The sequence below is a fragment of the Pantoea latae genome (genome assembly GCF_002077695.1).
GTDB lineage: Bacteria > Pseudomonadota > Gammaproteobacteria > Enterobacterales > Enterobacteriaceae > Pantoea > Pantoea latae.
Window position 1 is genome coordinate 98279 of record NZ_MWUE01000005.1, and the last position, 18655, is coordinate 116933.

Annotated in this window: 18 protein-coding genes; 8 read left to right on the forward strand and 10 right to left on the reverse strand. The window is 61.1% G+C overall.

The annotated features are described in order from the left end of the window. Nucleotides 1–126 precede the first annotated feature (126 nt). The 4 genes from glpE (at nucleotide 127) to malQ (ending at nucleotide 4361) form a co-directional block, all read left to right on the forward strand. Complete coding sequence (glpE, locus tag B2J69_RS03705; protein ID WP_081136535.1) at nucleotides 127–453, forward strand: thiosulfate sulfurtransferase GlpE; 327 nt, start codon at nucleotides 127–129, stop codon at nucleotides 451–453. A 33-nt stretch (nucleotides 454–486) separates the two neighbouring features. Further along, the gene (glpG, locus tag B2J69_RS03710) at nucleotides 487–1311 is read left to right on the forward strand and encodes a rhomboid family intramembrane serine protease GlpG (protein WP_081136664.1); all 825 of its coding nucleotides are present in this window, start codon (nucleotides 487–489) and stop codon (nucleotides 1309–1311) included. Between the two features lie 32 nt (nucleotides 1312–1343). Further along, complete coding sequence (locus B2J69_RS03715; RefSeq protein WP_081136537.1) at nucleotides 1344–2102, forward strand: DeoR/GlpR family transcriptional regulator; 759 nt, start codon at nucleotides 1344–1346, stop codon at nucleotides 2100–2102. A 183-nt stretch (nucleotides 2103–2285) separates the two neighbouring features. After that, nucleotides 2286–4361, forward strand: coding sequence for a 4-alpha-glucanotransferase (gene malQ / locus B2J69_RS03720; protein ID WP_081136539.1), 2076 nt, complete (start codon nucleotides 2286–2288; stop codon nucleotides 4359–4361). A gap of 40 nt (nucleotides 4362–4401) precedes the next feature. Here malQ and nfuA read toward each other — a convergent pair whose 3' ends face one another. Together nfuA and gntX are read right to left on the reverse strand one after the other, a co-directional pair. Then, on the reverse strand, nucleotides 4402–4977 hold the full coding sequence (gene nfuA, locus B2J69_RS03725; protein ID WP_081136541.1) for a Fe-S biogenesis protein NfuA: 576 nt from the start codon (nucleotides 4975–4977) through the stop codon (nucleotides 4402–4404). 58 nt (nucleotides 4978–5035) lie between these two features. Then, nucleotides 5036–5716 (reverse strand): DNA utilization protein GntX, encoded by a 681-nt coding sequence (gene gntX / locus B2J69_RS03730; RefSeq protein ID WP_081136543.1) that lies wholly within the window; start codon nucleotides 5714–5716, stop codon nucleotides 5036–5038. A gap of 35 nt (nucleotides 5717–5751) precedes the next feature. On the opposite strand from gntX, the gene bioH reads away from it, so the two are divergent. After that, on the forward strand, nucleotides 5752–6528 hold the full coding sequence (bioH, locus tag B2J69_RS03735; RefSeq protein ID WP_081136545.1) for a pimeloyl-ACP methyl ester esterase BioH: 777 nt from the start codon (nucleotides 5752–5754) through the stop codon (nucleotides 6526–6528). Between the two features lie 169 nt (nucleotides 6529–6697). Then, the gene (locus B2J69_RS03740) at nucleotides 6698–6967 is read left to right on the forward strand and encodes a YdgH/BhsA/McbA-like domain containing protein (protein WP_081136547.1); all 270 of its coding nucleotides are present in this window, start codon (nucleotides 6698–6700) and stop codon (nucleotides 6965–6967) included. On the opposite strand, the gene B2J69_RS03745 is transcribed toward B2J69_RS03740, so the two are convergent. The 4 genes from B2J69_RS03745 to yjbE form a co-directional block, all read right to left on the reverse strand. Continuing rightward, nucleotides 6968–8659 (reverse strand): alpha-amylase family glycosyl hydrolase, encoded by a 1692-nt coding sequence (locus B2J69_RS03745; protein WP_081136549.1) that lies wholly within the window; start codon nucleotides 8657–8659, stop codon nucleotides 6968–6970. It lies immediately after the preceding gene. Between the two features lie 138 nt (nucleotides 8660–8797). Then, nucleotides 8798–11131, reverse strand: coding sequence for a Tex family protein (locus B2J69_RS03750; protein WP_081136551.1), 2334 nt, complete (start codon nucleotides 11129–11131; stop codon nucleotides 8798–8800). Nucleotides 11132–11231: 100 nt separating this feature from the next. Further along, on the reverse strand, nucleotides 11232–11708 hold the full coding sequence (gene greB / locus B2J69_RS03755; RefSeq protein WP_081136553.1) for a transcription elongation factor GreB: 477 nt from the start codon (nucleotides 11706–11708) through the stop codon (nucleotides 11232–11234). 153 nt (nucleotides 11709–11861) lie between these two features. After that, nucleotides 11862–12101: an exopolysaccharide production protein YjbE gene (gene yjbE / locus B2J69_RS03760; RefSeq protein ID WP_081136555.1), complete on the reverse strand. Its 240-nt coding sequence runs from the start codon at nucleotides 12099–12101 to the stop codon at nucleotides 11862–11864. 531 nt (nucleotides 12102–12632) lie between these two features. On the opposite strand from yjbE, the gene ompR reads away from it, so the two are divergent. Both ompR and envZ read left to right on the forward strand, forming a co-directional pair. Further along, nucleotides 12633–13352 (forward strand): osmolarity response regulator transcription factor OmpR, encoded by a 720-nt coding sequence (ompR, locus tag B2J69_RS03765; RefSeq protein WP_001157751.1) that lies wholly within the window; start codon nucleotides 12633–12635, stop codon nucleotides 13350–13352. Further along, nucleotides 13349–14707 carry a two-component system sensor histidine kinase EnvZ gene (gene envZ / locus B2J69_RS03770; protein WP_081136557.1) on the forward strand — a complete coding sequence of 453 codons (1359 nt, stop codon included), beginning with the start codon at nucleotides 13349–13351 and terminating at the stop codon, nucleotides 14705–14707. The genes ompR and envZ overlap by 4 nt, the downstream gene beginning before the upstream one ends. Nucleotides 14708–14738: 31 nt before the next feature. Here the strand turns inward: envZ and pckA are convergent, their stop codons facing one another. The 4 genes from pckA to yrfG form a co-directional block, all read right to left on the reverse strand. Continuing rightward, nucleotides 14739–16358: a phosphoenolpyruvate carboxykinase (ATP) gene (gene pckA / locus B2J69_RS03775; protein ID WP_081136559.1), complete on the reverse strand. Its 1620-nt coding sequence runs from the start codon at nucleotides 16356–16358 to the stop codon at nucleotides 14739–14741. Between the two features lie 282 nt (nucleotides 16359–16640). After that, complete coding sequence (gene hslO / locus B2J69_RS03780) at nucleotides 16641–17513, reverse strand: Hsp33 family molecular chaperone HslO (RefSeq protein ID WP_081136561.1); 873 nt, start codon at nucleotides 17511–17513, stop codon at nucleotides 16641–16643. 19 nt (nucleotides 17514–17532) lie between these two features. Beyond that, a complete protein-coding gene (gene hslR / locus B2J69_RS03785; RefSeq protein ID WP_081136563.1) occupies nucleotides 17533–17940 on the reverse strand; it encodes a ribosome-associated heat shock protein Hsp15 in 408 nt (135 codons plus the stop codon). Nucleotides 17941–17952: 12 nt separating this feature from the next. Next, a complete protein-coding gene (gene yrfG, locus B2J69_RS03790) occupies nucleotides 17953–18615 on the reverse strand; it encodes a GMP/IMP nucleotidase (RefSeq protein ID WP_081136565.1) in 663 nt (220 codons plus the stop codon). Nucleotides 18616–18655 lie beyond the last annotated feature (40 nt).

Genomic DNA, 18655 nt, shown 5'->3' on the forward strand with positions numbered 1-18655 from the left:
ATTTTAGCGTGATACAGCTAACATTCTTGCTGAGAAAAAAATACAAACCCGGAGGCTTTGTCAGGTTATTGGGGCGGATTATCGGGTTACACTAGGCGACAATTGTGTCGTCGTAATGAGAAAATCATGGAAACATTCGAATGTATTAACGTTCAGCAGGCCAGCGAACAGCTGGCGCAGGGCGCGCTGCTGGTCGACATCCGCGATGCGCAGAGCTTCGCGCTGGGCCATGCGGAAAGCGCGCAGCACCTGAGCAACACCAACCTGAATGCGTTTCTCGCCAGCGCCAGCCGCGAGCTGCCGGTGCTGGTGATGTGCTATCACGGCAACAGCAGCAAAGGCGCGGCGCAGTATCTGCTGAGCCAGGGCTTCCACGCCGCCTACAGCATCGACGGCGGCTTCGACGCCTGGCGCGCCGCGTTCCCGGCGCAGGTTGTCGACGGCGGCCAGTGAGCCGCGCGCAAAGGACAAGGAGAGTGAATAATGGTGCGCATTACCCAGTTCAATAACCCGCGCATGGCGCAGGCGTTTGTCGACTATATGGCGACGCGCGGCGTCACGCTGCGCATCGAGCAGGACGGTCACGCGGTCATTCTGCTCGACGATGAGAGCCAGCTCTCAATGGTCGAAAACGAACTTCAGCAGTTTGTGCGCCAGCCGGACCATCCCCGCTATCAGGCGGCCAGCTGGCATACCGGCAACACCAAAAGCGGCCTGCGCTATGAGCGTAGCAACCTCTGGACCAATATTCGCGATCGCGCCGGTCCGCTCACCATGACCATCCTGTTTGTCTGCATCGCGATGTTTATTCTGATGCAGATTTTCGGCGATCAGACCGTGCTGCTGTGGCTCAGCTGGCCGGACGGGCCGGGCCAGTATTTTCAGGTCTGGCGCTGGTTCAGCCATGCGCTGCTGCACTTCTCGCTGCTGCATATCCTGTTTAACCTGATGTGGTGGTGGTATCTGGGCGGCGCGGTAGAGAAGCGGCTCGGCAGCGGCAAGCTGTTCGTCATTATGCTGATCTCAGCGCTGCTGAGCGGCTTCGTGCAGGCGAAATTCAGCGGCATCTGGTTCGGCGGGCTGTCGGGCGTGGTCTATGCGCTGATGGGCTACTGCTGGCTGCGCGGCGAGCGCGATCCCGAAAGCGGCGTCTATCTGGAGCGCGGCCTGATTGGTTTTGCCATTGTATGGCTGGTGATCGGCTGGTATGGCGCGTTTGGACTCGCTATCGCCAATGGCGCACACGTTGCCGGTCTGCTGGTCGGGCTGGCGATGGCGTTTGTCGATACCCGTGCAGTGCGGCGCCATTAGCGCCGGATAAGAAAAGAAAACAGGAGAGTAATGTGAAGCAGACGCAACGTCATGACGCCATTATCGATCTGGTCCGGCGTCAGGGATATGTCAGTACCGAAGAGCTGGTAGAGCATTTTGAGGTCAGCCCGCAGACCATTCGTCGCGATCTTAACGACCTCGCCGATCAGAATAAAATTCAGCGTCATCACGGCGGCGCGGCGCTGCCTTCCAGCTCTGAAAACACCGCCTGGCAAGAGCGTAAGATGATGTGGTCGGCGGAGAAAGCACGCATCGCCGAACGCGTCGCCAGCGAAATACCCGACGGCGCGACGCTGTTTATCGATATCGGCACCACGCCGGAAGCGGTGGCGCACGCGCTGCTGAATCATAAAAATCTGCGCGTGGTCACCAACAACATCAACGTTGCGACGCTGCTAATGTGCAAGCCCGACTTCCGGCTGATTATTGCCGGTGGCGAAGTGCGCACGCGCGACGGCGGCATTATGGGCGAAGCGACGCTCGATTTTATCTCCCAGTTCCGTCTCGACTTCGGCATTCTCGGCATTAGCGGCATCGATATGGACGGTTCGCTGCTGGAGTTCGACTACCATGAGGTGCGCACCAAACGCGCCATCATCGAGAATTCACGCTGCGTCATGCTGGTGGTCGACCATTCGAAATTTGGCCGCAACGCGATGGTGAACCTCGGCAATATGGGGCTGATCGACCAGCTCTACACCGACAAGCAGCCGCCCGCCAGCATTATGAAGGTGATCGAGCAGCATGAGGTGCAGCTCGAACTCTGCTAACCCCGCCGTAATAAGCGTCATGGCGTAAACGCTCTGCCCATGACGCTTGCGCCTGACCTTTTTCTTTGTTTCCTGTCGATTTTTTCCCCACTGCCGTCTTTACTTAATGCTCAGTTTGCCTGTGCGCAGACATTCAGCACACCGTCACTCAACGGCTTTGGATCACGACGCTAAGGGGAGAGCATGAAAGAGAGCGCACTGGATCGCGCGGCAGTCGCCGCCGGGATTTCCCTGACCTATACCAACGCCAAAGGCGAGCCGGAAGCCATTAGCGACGACACTAAAACGGCGCTGCTGGCGGTTATGGGCGATGCGCGCCAGGAGAAGGGCGCGCCGCTGCCGCCGGTGCAGGTCTTCAGCGGCGGCGCCGCGCGACAGCTTGAGCCGCAAGGGCGCGGCCGCTATCAGTGGCGGCTGCGCAGCGAAAAGGGCCGCGAGTTTAGCGGCGAACTCGAGGCGGGCGAGCCGTTTACGCTGCCGTCGCCCCTCGGCCACGGCTACCACCAGCTGACGCTGAGCAAGGGCAAAAAAGCGTGGCAGACGCGCATTATTCTGACGCCGCGCCGCTGCTGGCTGCCGGCGCCGCTGCGCAACGGCGAGAAGCGCTGGGGCGCGCTGGTGCAGCTTTACACCGTGCGCTCCGCCGATAACTGGGGCATCGGCGATTTCGGCGACCTGCAACAGCTGCTGGAGCAGGTGGCGCGCCAGGGCGGCGACTTCGTCGGGCTTAATCCGCTGCATGCGCTCTATCCCGCCACGCCCGATTTTGCCAGCCCCTACAGCCCCTCATCGCGGCGCTGGCTAAATATTATCTATATCAGCGTGGCGCAGCTGGAGGACTTTCAGAACAGCGCGGCGGCGCAGAAGTGGTGGAGCGCGGCGAAAACCCAGCGCGCGCTGGCGAAGGCGCGCGACAGCGAATTTGTCGACTACGCGGCGGTGATGGCACTGAAGCTCGCCGCGCTGCGTCACGCCTGGGCGCAGTTTAGCCAGCGCGCGGAAGAGGATGCGCAGCGTCAGGCGTTTGCCGATTTCGTGCGCGACGGCGGCGACAGCCTGCGCTACCAGGCGGCCTATGATGGCCTGCAGGCGGAACGTCGTGCCGAGGATGATCAGGCCTGGGGCTGGCCCGCCTGGCCGGAAAGCTGGCGCAGCAGCCAGTCGCCCGAGGTGCAGCGCTGGTGTGAGACGCACCAAGAGGAGATCGCCTTCTGGCAGTGGCTGCAGTGGCTGGCGCAAACCCAGTTTGCCCAGTGCTGGGCGCGCAGCCAGGCGTTGAACATGACGGTGGGCCTCTATCGCGATCTGGCGGTCGGCGTCGCAGAAGGCAGCGCGGAAACCTGGCACGATCCCGAGCTTTATCGTCTGGAAGCCTCGGTCGGCGCGCCGCCGGACCGTCTTGGTCCGCTGGGGCAAAACTGGGGCCTGCCGCCGATGGATCCGCATGTGATGCGCGCGCGCGGCTACCAGCCGTTTATCGACATGCTGCGCGCCAATATGCGCGACTGCGGCGCGCTGCGCATCGATCACGTGATGGCGCTGCTGCGACTGTGGTGGGTGCCGAAAGGGGAAACCGCCGATAAAGGCGCCTACGTCAGCTATCCGGTGCAGGATCTGCTGGGCGTGCTGGCGCTGGAAAGCCAGCGGCATCGCTGTATGGTAATTGGCGAAGATCTTGGCACCGTGCCGCCGGAAATCGTCGGCCTGCTGCGCGCCAGCGGCGTCTTCTCCTGGAAGGTAATGTGGTTCGAGCAGCAGCGCGACGGCCGCTATCGCCTGCCTGGCGACTATCCGCGCCAGTCGATTGCCAGCGCCAGCACGCACGATCTGCCGACGCTGAGCGGCTTCTGGAACGCCGGCGACTTCGCGCTGGGTGAAAAGCTCAAGCTTTATCCCGGCAAAGCGGTTTTGCAGTCGCTGCATGAACAGCGGGCGAAGCAGAAGCAGGCGCTGCTGGACGCGCTTCATCAGGCGGGCGCGATGCCAGCGCGCAGCGCGCGTCAGGCGGAGAAGCTGGAGATGACGCCCGCGCTCAATCTGGCGATGCATAAGTTTCTGGCGGCGACCGGCAGCGCGCTGTTAGGCCTGCAGCCAGAGGACTGGATCGGCATGACCACCCCGGTCAACGTGCCGGGCACGGTCGATCAATATCCCAACTGGCGACGCAAGCTGACGCAGCCGCTGGAGACGATCTTTGCGGATAAAGCGGTAGTGAAACTGCTGAAAGCGGTGAGCCAGACGCGGAAAGGGGAGTCGTAAACAGGGCGCGACAGTCGATGACTGTCGCGCAGAGCAGCGATTAGTAGTAGGAGTGCTCGCCGCGCTGGTGCTCGGTGAGATCGCGCACGCCTTTCAGCTCCGGGAAAGCGGCCAGCAGCTCTTTTTCGATGCCGTCTTTCAGGGTGACGTCGATCATTGAGCAGCCGTTACAGCCGCCACCGAACTGCAGAATGGCGTAGCCGTCGTCAGTGATTTCCATCAGCGACACGCGACCACCGTGACCCGCCAGCTGCGGGTTGATCTGCGCCTGCAGCAGATATTCGACGCGTTCAACCATTGGCGCGTCGTCAGAAACCTTGCGCATTTTGGCGTTCGGCGCTTTCAGCGTCAGCTGCGAGCCGAGATTGTCGGTGACAAAGTCGATTTCCGCGTCTTCAAGGTAGGGCGCGCTCAGTTCGTCAACGTAGGCCGAAAGCTTCTCGAACTTCAGCTCCGTGTCGGTGGCTTCTACCGCGTCCGGCGGACAGTAAGAGACGCCGCATTCGGCGGTTGGCGTACCCGGGTTAATGACGAATACGCGGATTTGGGTGCCATCTTCCTGTTTTGACAGCAGTTTTGCGAAATGCTCCTGGGCAGAGTCTGTAATTCGGATCATGGCAATTGCTCAATAGTTGACTAATTTAGTTGGTTATAATACGCCCATCACCGACGCTCTACAAGGTACGGCACAGGCACCAGATTTGTACGCTGGCCGCGCCCTGCGCCAGCAAAATGCGGCTAATTTCTCCCACGGTATGACCCGTCGTCACCACATCGTCTATCAGGGCGATATGGCGTCCGCGCACGGCGATTTCAAGGCGGAAGGCGCCGCGCACGTTGCGACGGCGCTGCGAGGCGCTGAGCTGATGCTGCAGCGCGCCGCGCCGCCTGCGACGCACGGCATCGCGAAACTCGCAGCCTAGCCAGCGCGCCAGCGGCTGTGCCAGCAGCGCCGCCTGATTATAGCCGCGCTGGCAGGCGCGCCTTTTATGCAGCGGCACGCACAGCAGCAGATCCGGCCGAGCCAGTCCGCGCGTGCGGTGAGCGTCCAGCCAGCTTAGCAAAAGCAGCCGCGCCAGCATCACCCTGAGTGCGGTAACGCGGGAAAACTTCAGCTGCTGCACCCAGCGGCGCAGCGGCGGCTGATAGCCGCTGACGCAGACCAATGCCTGCCACGCCGGCGGCGTACGCAGACAGCGGCCGCAGGCGATGCGGCAGGAGGCGGCGGGCAAGCCGCAGCGCGGACAGAGGATCGGCAACGGCGGCAGGGCGCGCAGACAGACGCTGCACAATCCATGCGCGGCGAGGCGCAGCGGCAGCTGGCATAGCCAACAGAGGGCGGGCATTGGTAGCATAGCGGCCTCCTTAACGTTTTACGGGATAGTAACTGATGACCTCGCTTTACTGGCACACCTGCGGAGAAGGGAATGTGGATCTTGTGCTGCTGCACGGATGGGGGCTGAACGCCGAAGTGTGGCAAAGCATTGTGCCGCGACTTAGCCCGCATTTTCGCCTGCACCTGGTCGATCTGCCGGGCTATGGCCGCAGCCGGCGAGCCGGCGCGCTGTCGCTGGAGGAGATGGCGCAACAGCTGCTGCCGCATTTGCCCGCCCGCGCGCTGCTGCTGGGCTGGTCACTGGGCGGGCTGGTGGCGACCGAGCTGGCGCTGCGCGTGCCACAGCAGGTCGCGGGATTGATCAGCGTCGCCTCGTCGCCCTGTTTTACCGCCAGCGAGTCATGGCCGGGCATTAAGCCAGAAACGCTGGAAACCTTTCGGGCGCAGCTCAACAGCGACTTCCAGCGCACCGTCGAACGCTTTCTGGCGCTGCAGACGCTGGGCACCGACAGCGCGCGTCAGGATGCGCGCCGCTTAAAAGAGGTGGTGCTGGCGCAGCCGATGCCGCCGGTCGAGGTGCTGGACGGTGGGCTGGCGATCCTGCGTGAGGTGGATTTACGCCCTCGGCTGTCGCAGCTCAGCGTGCCGTTTTTGCGTCTCTATGGCGCGCTCGACGGGCTAGTCCCGCGCCGCATCGCCGCGCAGCTCGACGCGGCGCTGCCCGCTTCGCCTTCCGTGGTGATGGAGAAAGCCGCGCACGCGCCGTTTATTTCGCATCCTGACGCCTTCTGTCAGCATATTCTTGATTTCAGTCGAGAGTTTTGCGGTTAAACCCGGCGCGCAGCTGGCATTTTTTCCGGCAGCGACAATACTTTCCTGGTAAGCATGGCCGCTTCATGATGTGAATTGTCCAGGGAGAGGATAATGAGGTTCCATCTCGCCTGACGCATTCGGCGTCTGCTTACATCTCACATAACGGAAATGAATGAGGGGTACTGTAATGAAGGTGATGAAATGGGTTGTCGCTTCGATGGTGATGGGTGCGGTGTCGTTTTCGGCGTTTGCGGCCAAGGAAGTGACCAAAGAAGAAGTGAAGAAAATGAATCTTCAGAAGATCGGCACGGTGAACACCACGGCGGAAACCACCTCGCCAATGGACGCCAAGCGCGAGCTTTCTAAACAGGCTGATGAAAAAGGAGGGAAATACTTCCTGGTGATCGCAGGCCGTGAACACGGCAAATTCAGCGCCACCGCAGAAGTCTATAAGTAATCAGCTTTTTAACCAGACAAACTGCCAGGCATCCAGCGTTATCCGCTGGGTGCCATCAATTCTCTCTCCCGTCACGATATCCTGAAAAAGGCGCGCCTCCGGCAGCGTTGTCTCCACGCTTTTGCCGCTCAGATTGAACACGCACAGCAGCCCGTTATCCTGCTGCTGCGGCGCATGGCGCTTCAGCACCAGCAGCGCATTGTCGCTGTCATAGAGCCGCATCGGGTTATCGGGATGAAAAGCTGACTGGCGCGTGCGCAGCTGGATCAGCTGGCTCAGGCGGGTGTAGATGGCGTGACGCAGCGTGTCGTTCTGCGCCAGCGCCGCCTCTATCGCCGCCAGATCGAACTTCTGCCGGTTGATGGCGCGGTTGTGCCCGGCGGCCTTAACGCCTTCATAGTCGTTGCGCGATCCGAGAATGCTCTGGATATAGATGGCGGGCACGCCGGGAAACGCCAGCAGAATGGCATGAGCCAGTAAAAAGCGCCGCAGGCGCGTGTCGTCGCTGTCCTGCTGGCGGTTAAGGGCATCGAGATAGGTGACGTTGATTTCGTAAGGGCTGGTGGTGCCGTCCGGGTTGTTTTTATAGGAAACCAGCGCCCCTTCCAGCGCCAGGTCGCGCACCAGCGCCACGATTTCCACTTCAGAGAGAATGCCGCGCGCCGGATTGAGCCCAATGCCGTCGTGCGAGGCCAGAAAGTTAAAAAAAGTGGTTCCGCCATTGCCTGGCTCCAGCGCGCCGGCCCACTGGCGCAGCGCGCGTCCTGAGCCAGAGTGAATGGCGTGCAGCACCAGCGGCGGCAGAGAGAACTGGTAGACCATCTGCGCCTCGTCATGGCCGTCGCCGAAGTAGCTGACGTTATCTTTATGCGGCACGTTGGTTTCCGTGATAATCACCGTGCCGGGCGCGACCGTGTCGGCAATGGCGCGAAACAGCTTCACCAGCAGATGGGTTTTCTCCAGATGGATGCAGCGCGTGCCGGGCGTTTTCCACATATAGCCCACGGCGTCGAGGCGCACGTAGTCCGCCCCTTTTTGCAGGTAGTCGAGCAGCACCTCCACCATGCGGATCAGCACCTCGGGATTGCCGAAGTTAAGATCGATCTGATCGGCGCTGAAGGTGGTCCAGATAAAGCGCGTTTCGCCGCTGGCCATCTCGAACGGCGTCAGCAGCGGCGAGGTGCGTGGCCGCGTTACGGCGCTAAGATCGGTAGCGGGCGGCATGCTGATAAAGAAGTCGTCCCAGCCGGGATCGAGCGCCAGATAGTGTTTGAACCAGGCGCTGTGGGCGGACATATGGTTGCAGACAAAGTCGAACATCAGGCGCGTCTCCTGATGCAGCCGCGCGACGTCGGGCCACTCGCCGCACAGCGGATTGACCTGATGGTAATCAATCACGGAGAAGCCGTCGTCGGAGGAGTAGGGGAAAAAGGGCAGCAGATGCACCAGCGGAAAGGAGGCCTGCAGATGCTGCTGGTAGAAGCGGGAAAAGCTCTGCAGCGTCGGCTTGTCCGTCTCGCGGAACTGATCGGCGTAGGTGATCAGCACCACGTCCTGTTCGTCCCAGTGCGCTTTGCGCGGCAGTTTAATCGCGTCGCGCGCGGCGGCGATGCGGCTCAGCAAGCGCGCTCGCGCCGCCTGGGGAAAGGTGTCGGCATAGATTTTATCAAGCAGCGCTGTGATCGTTTCCATCGCGAATTGGGTGCCACGTCCCGGGTTGTTTTTTATGCAGGCGTGTTTTCAGCGTAGCGTTAAGAAGGGGATTTTCAACTTTGCAGCGGTGGTTGCGCGCGCCCGGCGCGGAATCAGCCGGGCGCGCGTGGGGCTAAGTCAGCGTTTTTTGCCGAACGCCGCCGCCAGCGCATCGCCCATCGCGCTGTTGCCGGCGGGCTGGCTGCTCTGGCGCGGACGCGGCTTCGCGCCGCCGGCTGGACGGGCGTTATCGCGCGGCGCGCTGCGGCCGTTGCCGCTGCTGCGCGCGTTGCTGTCGCCTGGCTGCTCATCCAGCCGCATGGTCAGCGCGATGCGCTTGCGCGGCAGATCGACCTCCATCACTTTGACCTTCACGATATCGCCCGCTTTCACCACCTGATGCGGATCTTCGACGAACTTGTCCGACAGCGAAGAGATATGCACCAGACCGTCCTGATGCACGCCGATATCGACAAAGGCGCCGAAGTTGGTGACGTTGGTCACCGCGCCTTCCAGCACCATGCCCGGCAGCAGATCGTTCAGGGTTTCGACGCCTTCGGCGAACTGCGCGGTCTTGAACTCAGGGCGCGGATCGCGGCCCGGTTTTTCCAGCTCTTTAATAATGTCGGTCACGGTCGGCAGGCCGAAGCGCTCGTCGGTAAAATCCACCGCTTTCACGCTGCGCAGGCTGGAGGGATTGCCCATCAGCTCGTTTAGCGCCTGCTCGGTGGCCGCCAGAATACGCTCCACCACCGGATAGGCTTCCGGATGCACCGTTGAGGCGTCGAGCGGGTTATCGCCGTGGTTGATGCGCAGGAAGCCGGCGCACTGCTCAAAAGCTTTCGGGCCGAGGCGGCTCACCTTCAGCAACTGCTGACGGTTCTGGAAGCGGCCGTTCTCATCGCGCCAGCTGACAATATTCTGCGCCATCATGCGCGTCAGACCCGCGACGCGGGTCAGCAGCGGCACAGAGGCGGTATTGAGATCGACGCCGACCGCGTTCACGCAGTCTTCCACCACCGCGTCCAGCTTCTTCGCCAGCTGGCTCTGGCTGACGTCGTGCTGATACTGGCCGACGCCGATCGATTTCGGATCGATCTTCACCAGCTCCGCCAGCGGATCCTGCAGGCGTCGCGCGATAGAGACGGCGCCGCGCAGCGAAACGTCGAGATTGGGGAACTCCAGCGCCGCCAGCTCAGAGGCGGAGTAGACCGAGGCGCCCGCTTCGCTGACGATCACTTTCTGCGCGGTCACATGCGGATACTGTTTCTGCACCTCAAGGAAGAAGCGCTCTGTCTCGCGCGAGGCGGTGCCGTTGCCGATCGCCACCAGTTCGACCTGATGTTTCGCGCAGAGCGCGGCGACCGCGGTGGCGGCTTTCGCCGCCTGGCCGGTGTGCGGATAGATAGTGTCGGTGGCGACCAGCTTGCCGGTGGCGTCCACCACCGCGACCTTCACGCCGGTGCGCAGGCCGGGATCGAGGCCCATGGTGGCGCGCATACCCGCCGGGGCCGCCATCAGCAGATCGTGCAGGTTGCGGGCGAAGACGTTGATCGCTTCATCTTCGGCGCGCTCGCGCACCGTGCCCATCAGCTCCGTCTCCAGATGCAGCATCACTTTAATGCGCCAGGTCCAGCTCACCACCGCCTTGCGCCAGCCGTCGGCCGGCGCGCCGTTAAGGCGCAGATTAAGGTGCTCGGCGATCAGCGTTTCGCCGTGGCTTTCGCGCGGCGGCTCGTCGAACTGCGGATCGGCGTTCAGCGAAAGCTGCAGAATGCCTTCGTTGCGGCCGCGCAGCATCGCCAGCGCGCGGTGCGACGGCACGCTGTGCAGCGCTTCGTGATGATCGAAGTAGTCGCGGAATTTGGCCCCTTCCTGCTCTTTGCCTTCCACCACGCGCGACACCAGATGCGCATTTTTCCACAGGTAGTCGCGCACCTTCGCCAGCAGCGCGGCGTCTTCGGCGAAGCGCTCCATCAGGATATAGCGCGCGCCGTCCAGCGCGGCGCGCACGTCGGCAACGCCTTTGTCAGCGTCGACATACTGCGCGGCCAGCTGCTCGGGATCCTGCGACGGATCCTGCCACAGCGTCTCGGCCAGCGGTTGCAGACCCGCTTCGATGGCGATCTGACCGCGGGTGCGGCGCTTGAGTTTATAGGGCAGGTAGAGGTCTTCGAGTTCGGTTTTGTTCAGCGTGGCGTTAATCGCCCCGGCGAGTTCGTCGGTGAGTTTGCTCTGATCGGCAATGGATTTCAGAATCGACTGGCGGCGCTCTTCCAGTTCGCGCAGGTAGCCGAGACGCGTCTCCAGCTGGCGCAGTTGGGTATCGTCCAGACCGCCGGTCACCTCTTTACGATAGCGTGCGATAAACGGCACGGTGTTCCCTTCGTCCAGCAGACGCACGGCGGCTTCAACTTGCTCCGCACGCGCCTGCAGCTCACTGGCAATAATGTGGCTGAGATCTTTCATCATCGATTCTGTCTTGCTTACAGGGTTAAAAAACAGGGGACAGTTATACGGACTGAAAAGTGAAATTGCCAGCGATGCGGCTGGCTTTCAGCGATATTCTGAATCAGGCGTCTGGATAGGAAATGGCGTTGACGTACCAGAGCGCCGGACCCGCCGGTGTCTCGACCATCGCCGCGTCGCCCACCTCTTTTTTCAGCAGCGCGCGCGCCATTGGCGAGTCGATAGAGATGTAATCTTTGCGGCCGAAAATCTCGTCGTAGCCAACAATGCGGAAGCGTTTTATTTCGCCGTCGTCATTCTCGACTTCGACCCAGGCGCCGAAAAAGACCTTGCCGTCCTGCTGCGGCGAATAGTCGACAATGCGCAGCGACTCGAGGCTTTTGGTCAGATAACGCACGCGGCGATCGATTTCGCGCAGCCGTTTTTTATTGTACTGGTAGTCGGCGTTTTCGCTGCGATCGCCGAGGCTGGCGGCCCAGGTCACCTTCTTTGTGACTTCGGGACGCTCTTCGCGCCAGAGATAGTCGAGTTCGGCCTTCAGCTTATCGAAGCCTTCGCGAGTGATCAGTCGGGTTTTCATGCGTAGCGACTCAGAAAGAAACAGGCAGGCAGTGTAAAGCAAAGCGGGCGCGGCAAAAAAGAGTCGGGGAACAGGTTTTCAACGGTGAAAACCCCTTGTTGCGTTCCCCGGTGGCGAAACGGGCAGGGTCAAAAAGTCAGAAAGCAAAAAGTGTTATTTTCCCGCCACGGTTGAGGTGGTGGTGGAAGAAGAGGTGCCTTTATCGCCGCCGCCAGCGGTCGCCAGCGCCACGCCGAGCAGCGCCGCCACGGCGCCGACGCCGATAGCGTTAGAGTTGCCCTGCGCAGTGGTAGAGGCCTGCGCGCCGGCAGCTTCGCCCGTCGCGGTCGCCGCCCAGACTGAGTTCAGACTAAGGGTGGCCAGCGCACCCAGCACTAACAACGTTTTTTTCATAATTGCTATCCCTGTAGTGAAGCGAGTGCAAGCAGTGTGGTGCAATTCACAAAGGGCGGAAAGGTAGCTTTACTGATTGATTTAGCGTGCTTTATTTTTGAATGGCCTGAACGATGCGCAAACTGGCGCTAATCCGAGAGAAGCGTGCGGCGCGGCGCGCAGAAGCTGATATTTTATGCTGTTGCGTGGCTGAGGCGCTTTCTGCTGCCAGACGGCAGGCGCGTGCTGAATCGCGCTAAACTCAAATTGCGCGTTAACTGTTTGATCTGCAAGTTTGATTAATAAGCGGCTGGGTTTTACGGCCGGCGATAGCGAGAAAAAGCGGCTGACTTTCAGATTTGCCGTAAGCAAGGTAACGCGCCCTTAAGCATGTGATTTTACACTTAACGCAGCGAGAAAATTAAAGATAAGCTCCTGTTTAATATGCTTTGTAACAATTTCGGCTAGAATATAAACCATTAATGACTGTCACAGACAGACAACTTTTTTTAACAATATCGGCTCAGGCAATGGCGCCTTTGGGAGTAGAAAATGCAAGAGAATTACAAAATCCTGGTCGTTGATGATGATATGCGTTTACGTGCGCTGCTGGAACGCTATCTCACCGAGCAGGGCTTTCAGGTGCGCAGCGTCGCCAACGCCGAGCAGATGGATCGTCTGCTGACCCGTGAATCCTTTCATCTGATGGTGCTGGATCTGATGCTGCCGGGCGAAGATGGCCTGTCGATTTGCCGCCGTCTGCGCAGCCAGAGCAACCCGATGCCGATCATTATGGTGACGGCGAAAGGCGAAGAGGTGGATCGCATCGTCGGGCTGGAAATCGGCGCCGACGACTATATTCCCAAGCCTTTTAACCCGCGCGAACTGTTGGCGCGTATCCGTGCGGTGCTGCGCCGTCAGGCCAATGAGCTGCCGGGCGCCCCTTCGCAGGAAGAGGCGGTCATCGCCTTCGGCAAGTTCAAGCTGAACCTCGGCACGCGCGAAATGTTCCGCGAAGATGAGCCGATGCCGCTCACCAGCGGTGAATTCGCGGTGCTTAAAGCGCTGGTCAGCCATCCGCGCGAGCCGCTGTCGCGCGACAAGCTGATGAACCTGGCGCGCGGACGCGAATACAGCGCGATGGAGCGCTCTATCGACGTGCAGATCTCGCGCCTGCGCCGCATGGTGGAAGAAGATCCGGCGCACCCGCGCTATATCCAGACGGTCTGGGGCTTAGGCTACGTGTTCGTTCCGGACGGTTCTAAAGCATGAGGCGACTGCGCTTCTCGCCTCGCAGTTCGTTCGCCCGCACCCTGTTATTGATCGTGACCCTGCTGTTCGTCAGCCTGGTCACGACCTATCTGGTGGTGCTCAACTTCGCCATTCTTCCCAGCCTGCAGCAGTTCAACAAGGTGCTGGCGTATGAAGTGCGCATGTTGATGACCGACCGGCTGCAGCTGGAGGACGGCACGCAGCTGGAAGTGCCGCCTGCGTTCCGCCGCGAGATCTACCGCGAACTCGGCATTTCGCTCTATACCAATGCGGCGGCCGAAGAGAGCGGGTTGCGCTGGGCGCAGCACTATGAATTTCTTAGCGAGCAGATGGGCCAGCAGCTTGGCGGGCCGACCGACGTGCGCGTCGAGGTCAATAAAAACTCGCCGGTGGTGTGGCTGAAAACCTGGCTGTCGCCCGACATCTGGGTGCGCGTGCCGCTGACGGAGATCCATCAGGGCGACTTCTCGCCGCTGTTCCGCTACACGCTGGCGATTATGCTGCTGGCCATAGGCGGCGCGTGGCTGTTTATCCGTATTCAGAACCGGCCGCTGGTCGATCTCGAACACGCGGCGCTGCAGGTCGGCAAAGGCATTATTCCGCCGCCGCTGCGCGAGTATGGTGCGTCGGAGGTGCGTTCGGTGACGCGCGCCTTTAACCAGATGGCCTCAGGCGTCAAGCAGCTGGCGGATGACCGCACGCTGCTGATGGCGGGCGTCAGCCACGACCTGCGCACGCCGCTGACGCGCATTCGCCTCGCCACCGAGATGATGAGCGAAGAGGATGGCTATCTTGCCGAATCGATTAATAAAGATATCGAAGAGTGCAACGCCATCATCGAACAGTTCATCGACTATCTGCGCACCGGCCAGGAGATCCAGACCGAACGCGCCGATCTCAACAGCGTGCTGGGCGAAGTGGTGGCGGCGGAAAGCGGCTACGAGCGGGAGATTGAGAACGCGGTGATGCCGGAAGAGCTGATGCTGAATATCAATCCGCTGTCGATCAAGCGCGCGGTGGCGAACCTGGTGGTGAACGCGGCGCGCTACGGCAACGGCTGGATCAAGGTGAGCAGCGGCCGCGAACTGCATCGCGCCTGGTTTCAGGTCGAGGATGACGGTCCAGGCATTAAGCCCGAGCAGCTGGCGCATCTGCTGCAGCCCTTTGTGCGCGGCGACAGCGCGCGCAGCACCAGCGGCACCGGTTTGGGGCTGGCGATTGTGCAGCGCATTATCGATGCGCATCAGGGATCGCTGGAGATTGGCGAGAGCGAGCGCGGCGGGCTGCGCATTCGCGCCTGGCTGCCGCTGACGGAGCAGAGCGCGCCGGGCAGCATCAGCGCGGCGCAGAGCTAAAACAGGCGCGGTGAGAGCCGCGCCCGACGGGTTACAGCACCGGGCCCGCTTTGACCAGCGCGGCGCCTGCCGCGTTATCGGTGTACTTCTCAAAGTTGGTGATAAAGCGCTGCGCCAGATCGCGCGCCGCTTCCTGCCACTTCTCACTGCTTTCCCAGCTGCTGCGCGGATCGAGCGTGGCGGCGTCAAGCTGCCCCAGCGCGGTCGGCACCTGCAGGTTGAACACCGGCAGCGTCTCGGTTTCCGCATCGTCCAGCTCACCGGCCAGAATCGCGTTGATGATGGCGCGCGTATTTTTCAGCGAAATGCGTTTGCCGCTGCCGTTCCAGCCAGTATTGACCAGATACGCCTGCGCGCCCGCCGCCTGCATGCGCTTCACCAGCACCTCGGCATACTGCGTCGGATGGAGCGTCAGGAACGCCGCGCCGAAGCAGGCTGAGAAAGTCGGCGTCGGCGCGGTGACGCCGCGCTCGGTGCCGGCCAGCTTGGCGGTAAAGCCAGACAGGAAGTGATACTGCGTCTGCTCAGGCGTCAGGCGCGACACCGGCGGCAGCACGCCAAAGGCGTCGGCGGTGAGGAAAATCACTTTCTTCGCGTGGCCCGCTTTTGACACCGGACGCACGATATTGTCGATGTGATCGATCGGATAGGAGACGCGGGTGTTTTCCGTCTTGCTGTCGTCGTCGTAGTCGACGCTGCCGTCTTCGCGCACCACCACGTTCTCCAGCAGCGCGTTGCGGCGGATGGCGCGGTAGATCTCCGGCTCGGCCTGCTCGGAGAGTTTAATGGTCTTGGCGTAGCAGCCGCCTTCGAAGTTAAACACGCCGTCGTCGTCCCAGCCGTGTTCGTCGTCGCCGATCAGCTGGCGCTCAGGATCGGTGGAGAGAGTGGTTTTGCCGGTGCCGGAAAGACCGAAGAACACCGCGACGTCGCCCGCTTTGCCGACGTTGGCCGAGCAGTGCATCGAGGCGATGCCGCGCAGCGGCAGCAGGTAGTTCATCACCGCGAAGAGCCCTTTTTTCATCTCGCCGCCGTACCAGGTGCCGCCGATCAGCTGCATGTTTTCGGTCAGGTTGAACGCCACGAAGTTCTCAGAGTGCAGCCCCTGCGCCTGCCAGTCGGGGTTGGTGCATTTCGCCCCGTTCAGCACCGTGAAGTCAGGTTTAAACGCCGCCAGTTCGCTTTCACTCGGCTGAATAAACATGTTTTTGACGAAGTGCGCCTGCCAGGCGACTTCGGTGACGAAGCGCACGCTGAGGCGTGAATCGGCGTTGGCGCCGCAGAAGGCGTCCACCACGAACAGGCGCTTGCCGGAGAGCTGGCGCGTCACGCAGGCTTTGAGCTGCTGCCAGACTTCCGGCGACAGCGGCTGGTTGTCGTTTTTGCCTGTTCCCCGATCGTTCCACCACAGCGTGTCGCGGGTGGTGTCATCGCGGACGATATATTTATCCTTTGGCGAGCGGCCGGTAAAAATGCCGGTATCGACCGCGACGGCGCCGCTTTGCGTCAGAGTGCCGCGCGCATAACCTTCCAGCTCAGGACGAAGTTCTTCGGCAAACAGCGTATCGAAATCGGGATTGTGAACCACTTCGGTGGTGTCCTCGATGCCCAAAGCGGCAAGATCTTGCGAGGTCAGGCCGGTAACGCGCATTGACTGCTCCTTAAATCGTTTTGGTACTGCACAGGCGAATAGTTATAGGTGTCGTACAACAGGCGCCGCACGCGGCTGGGCGGATGCACGATCGCGCGCAGTGTACTCTTCTCAGCCTGTGGGAAAAGCGTTGTCCGTCAGAAATGCGAACCAGGGCGCGTTAAGGAGCGAAAAGAGCCGCTTTTGAAACTAAAGTTCGCGAAAGCGGGTTATTTTACTTTGTAAATTAAGGGGATATCGCGGCAGGGGAAAAGGGCGGCGACGCCGCCCAGGGATGATAAATCAGTGAATGCTGTCGCTGCTTTCGCCTTCCGCGCCGCCTTTGCGGATCGCTGCAATATCGACCGCGTCGTAGACGTAGTGAGTGCCGCAGTAGTCGCAGTGCATATCGACCTGACCATCCTCTTCGATGATCTCGTCAACCTCATGCTGCGGCAGGGTTTTCAGCACTTCACCACAGCGCTCGCGCGAGCAGGTGCACTTAAAGCTTACCGGCTGCGGATCGAAAACCGTCGCCTCTTCCTGATGATAGAGGCGCCACAGCACGTCGGTGGCCGGCAGATCGATCAGCTCTTCGCTCTTCACGGTTTCCGTCAGCGTCGCCAGATGGTTGAAGTCTTCGGTCTGGGTGTCCTGCGCCGGCAGCACCTGCAGCAGGATGCCCGCCGCGCCTTTTTCATTGGTGCGAATAAACAGGCGCGTCGGCAGCTGCTCGGATCGCATAAAGTAATCTTCCAGACAGGCAGCCAGGGTTTCGCCTTCCAGGCCGACCACGCCCTGATAGCGCTCGCCTTTCTCCGGCGAAATGGTGATCGCCAGATAGCCGGTGCCGACCATGCTTTTCAGCGTGGCGTCCGCCGGAATATCGCCCTTCACGCGCGCCACGCCGCGCAGCTCCTGACGGTTATTGCCGTTAATCACCGCCAGCGTCAGCGGCCCGTCGCCCTGCAGCTGTACCGTGATGTCGCCGTCGAACTTCAGGGTGGCGGTCAGCAGGCTGGTCGCCACCAGCAGCTCGCCCAGCAGCGTCTGCACCGGTGCCGGATAGTCGTGGTTTTTGATAATTTCCTGCCAGGTGTGGCTGACGTTCGCCAGCTCGCCGCGCACGGCCACATTTTCAAACAGGTAACGATGCAGTTGATCTTGTACAGACATAAAGTTTCTCTCGTTGGGGCTAACCCTGGTCGTCGCCCGTTAATTTAAATTTCAGCAGATCGCGGCGCTCTTTTTTATCGGGGCGGCGATCGGGATGTGGCATGGTCAGCGCATTCATCTTGCGCGCCAGCGCCACTTTTTCCCGCTTCTCAATGCTGGCGGCGGTTTCGCTGTAGAGCTGCTGCGCCACCTCCGCCGGACCGCGCTTGTCGCTCAGCGCGGTAACAATCACGGTGCGCTCGTCGTTGCCCTGGCGCAGCGTCAGCTCCGCCTCCAGCTCCACCAGCTTGCTCGGCTTGCTGCGCTGGCCGTTGTAGTGCACTTTGCCGCCTTCAATCATGTCGCGCGCCAGCGAGCGCGTTTTGTAGAAGCGCGCCGCCCAGAGCCATTTGTCGAGGCGCACGCCTTCGCTGCTTTTCTCTTTCATTGCTGCTCCCGTTTACGCCAGCGCGCGGCACAGGGTGCGAAAATCGCGGACCGCCGCGTGACGCTGGAAGACCTGATCGGGACGCCCGGAGTCGGGATTGCTGACGCCTAAACAGCAGCCGATGCCCCAGCTTTTCGCGGCGTCGAGAATGGTCTCGTTGTCATCAATAAACAGCGTTCGGGGACGATCAAGTCCGGTATGCTGCTCCACCGCCTGCCATAAGCGCGGGTCCTCTTTCGGATACCCAAAGGTATGGGTGGAAAGTAATAAATCAAGGTGCGGCGCAAGACCGGTCTGCGCCAGTTTGACATCCAGATTGTACGGATGGGCGTTGGTCAGCAGGATGGTGCGTTTTCCCGCCTGACGCAGCGCCTGCAAAAACGGCACGGTATCGTCGCGCATCGCCGCCAGGCTGCGTTTCGCAAAGGTCATGGCGCGAATATCCAGCCCCAGCTCCGCTGCCCAGTAGTCCAGACAATACCAGTTTAGCGTATGCGCCACCGCCTGGTACTTTCCGGCGATCAGCGACTCCGCTTCCGCCAGTGTAATACCGCGCGTTTCGCTCAGCGTTAGCGGCACATGCTCCAGCCAGAAATGACGGTCGAACGCCAGATCCAGCAGCGTGCCGTCCATATCCAGCAGCACGGTATCGATTTGCGACCAGTTCAGCGTCATCAGGCAGGTTCTCCGGTGAAAAGCGGGCGACAGGGTAGCA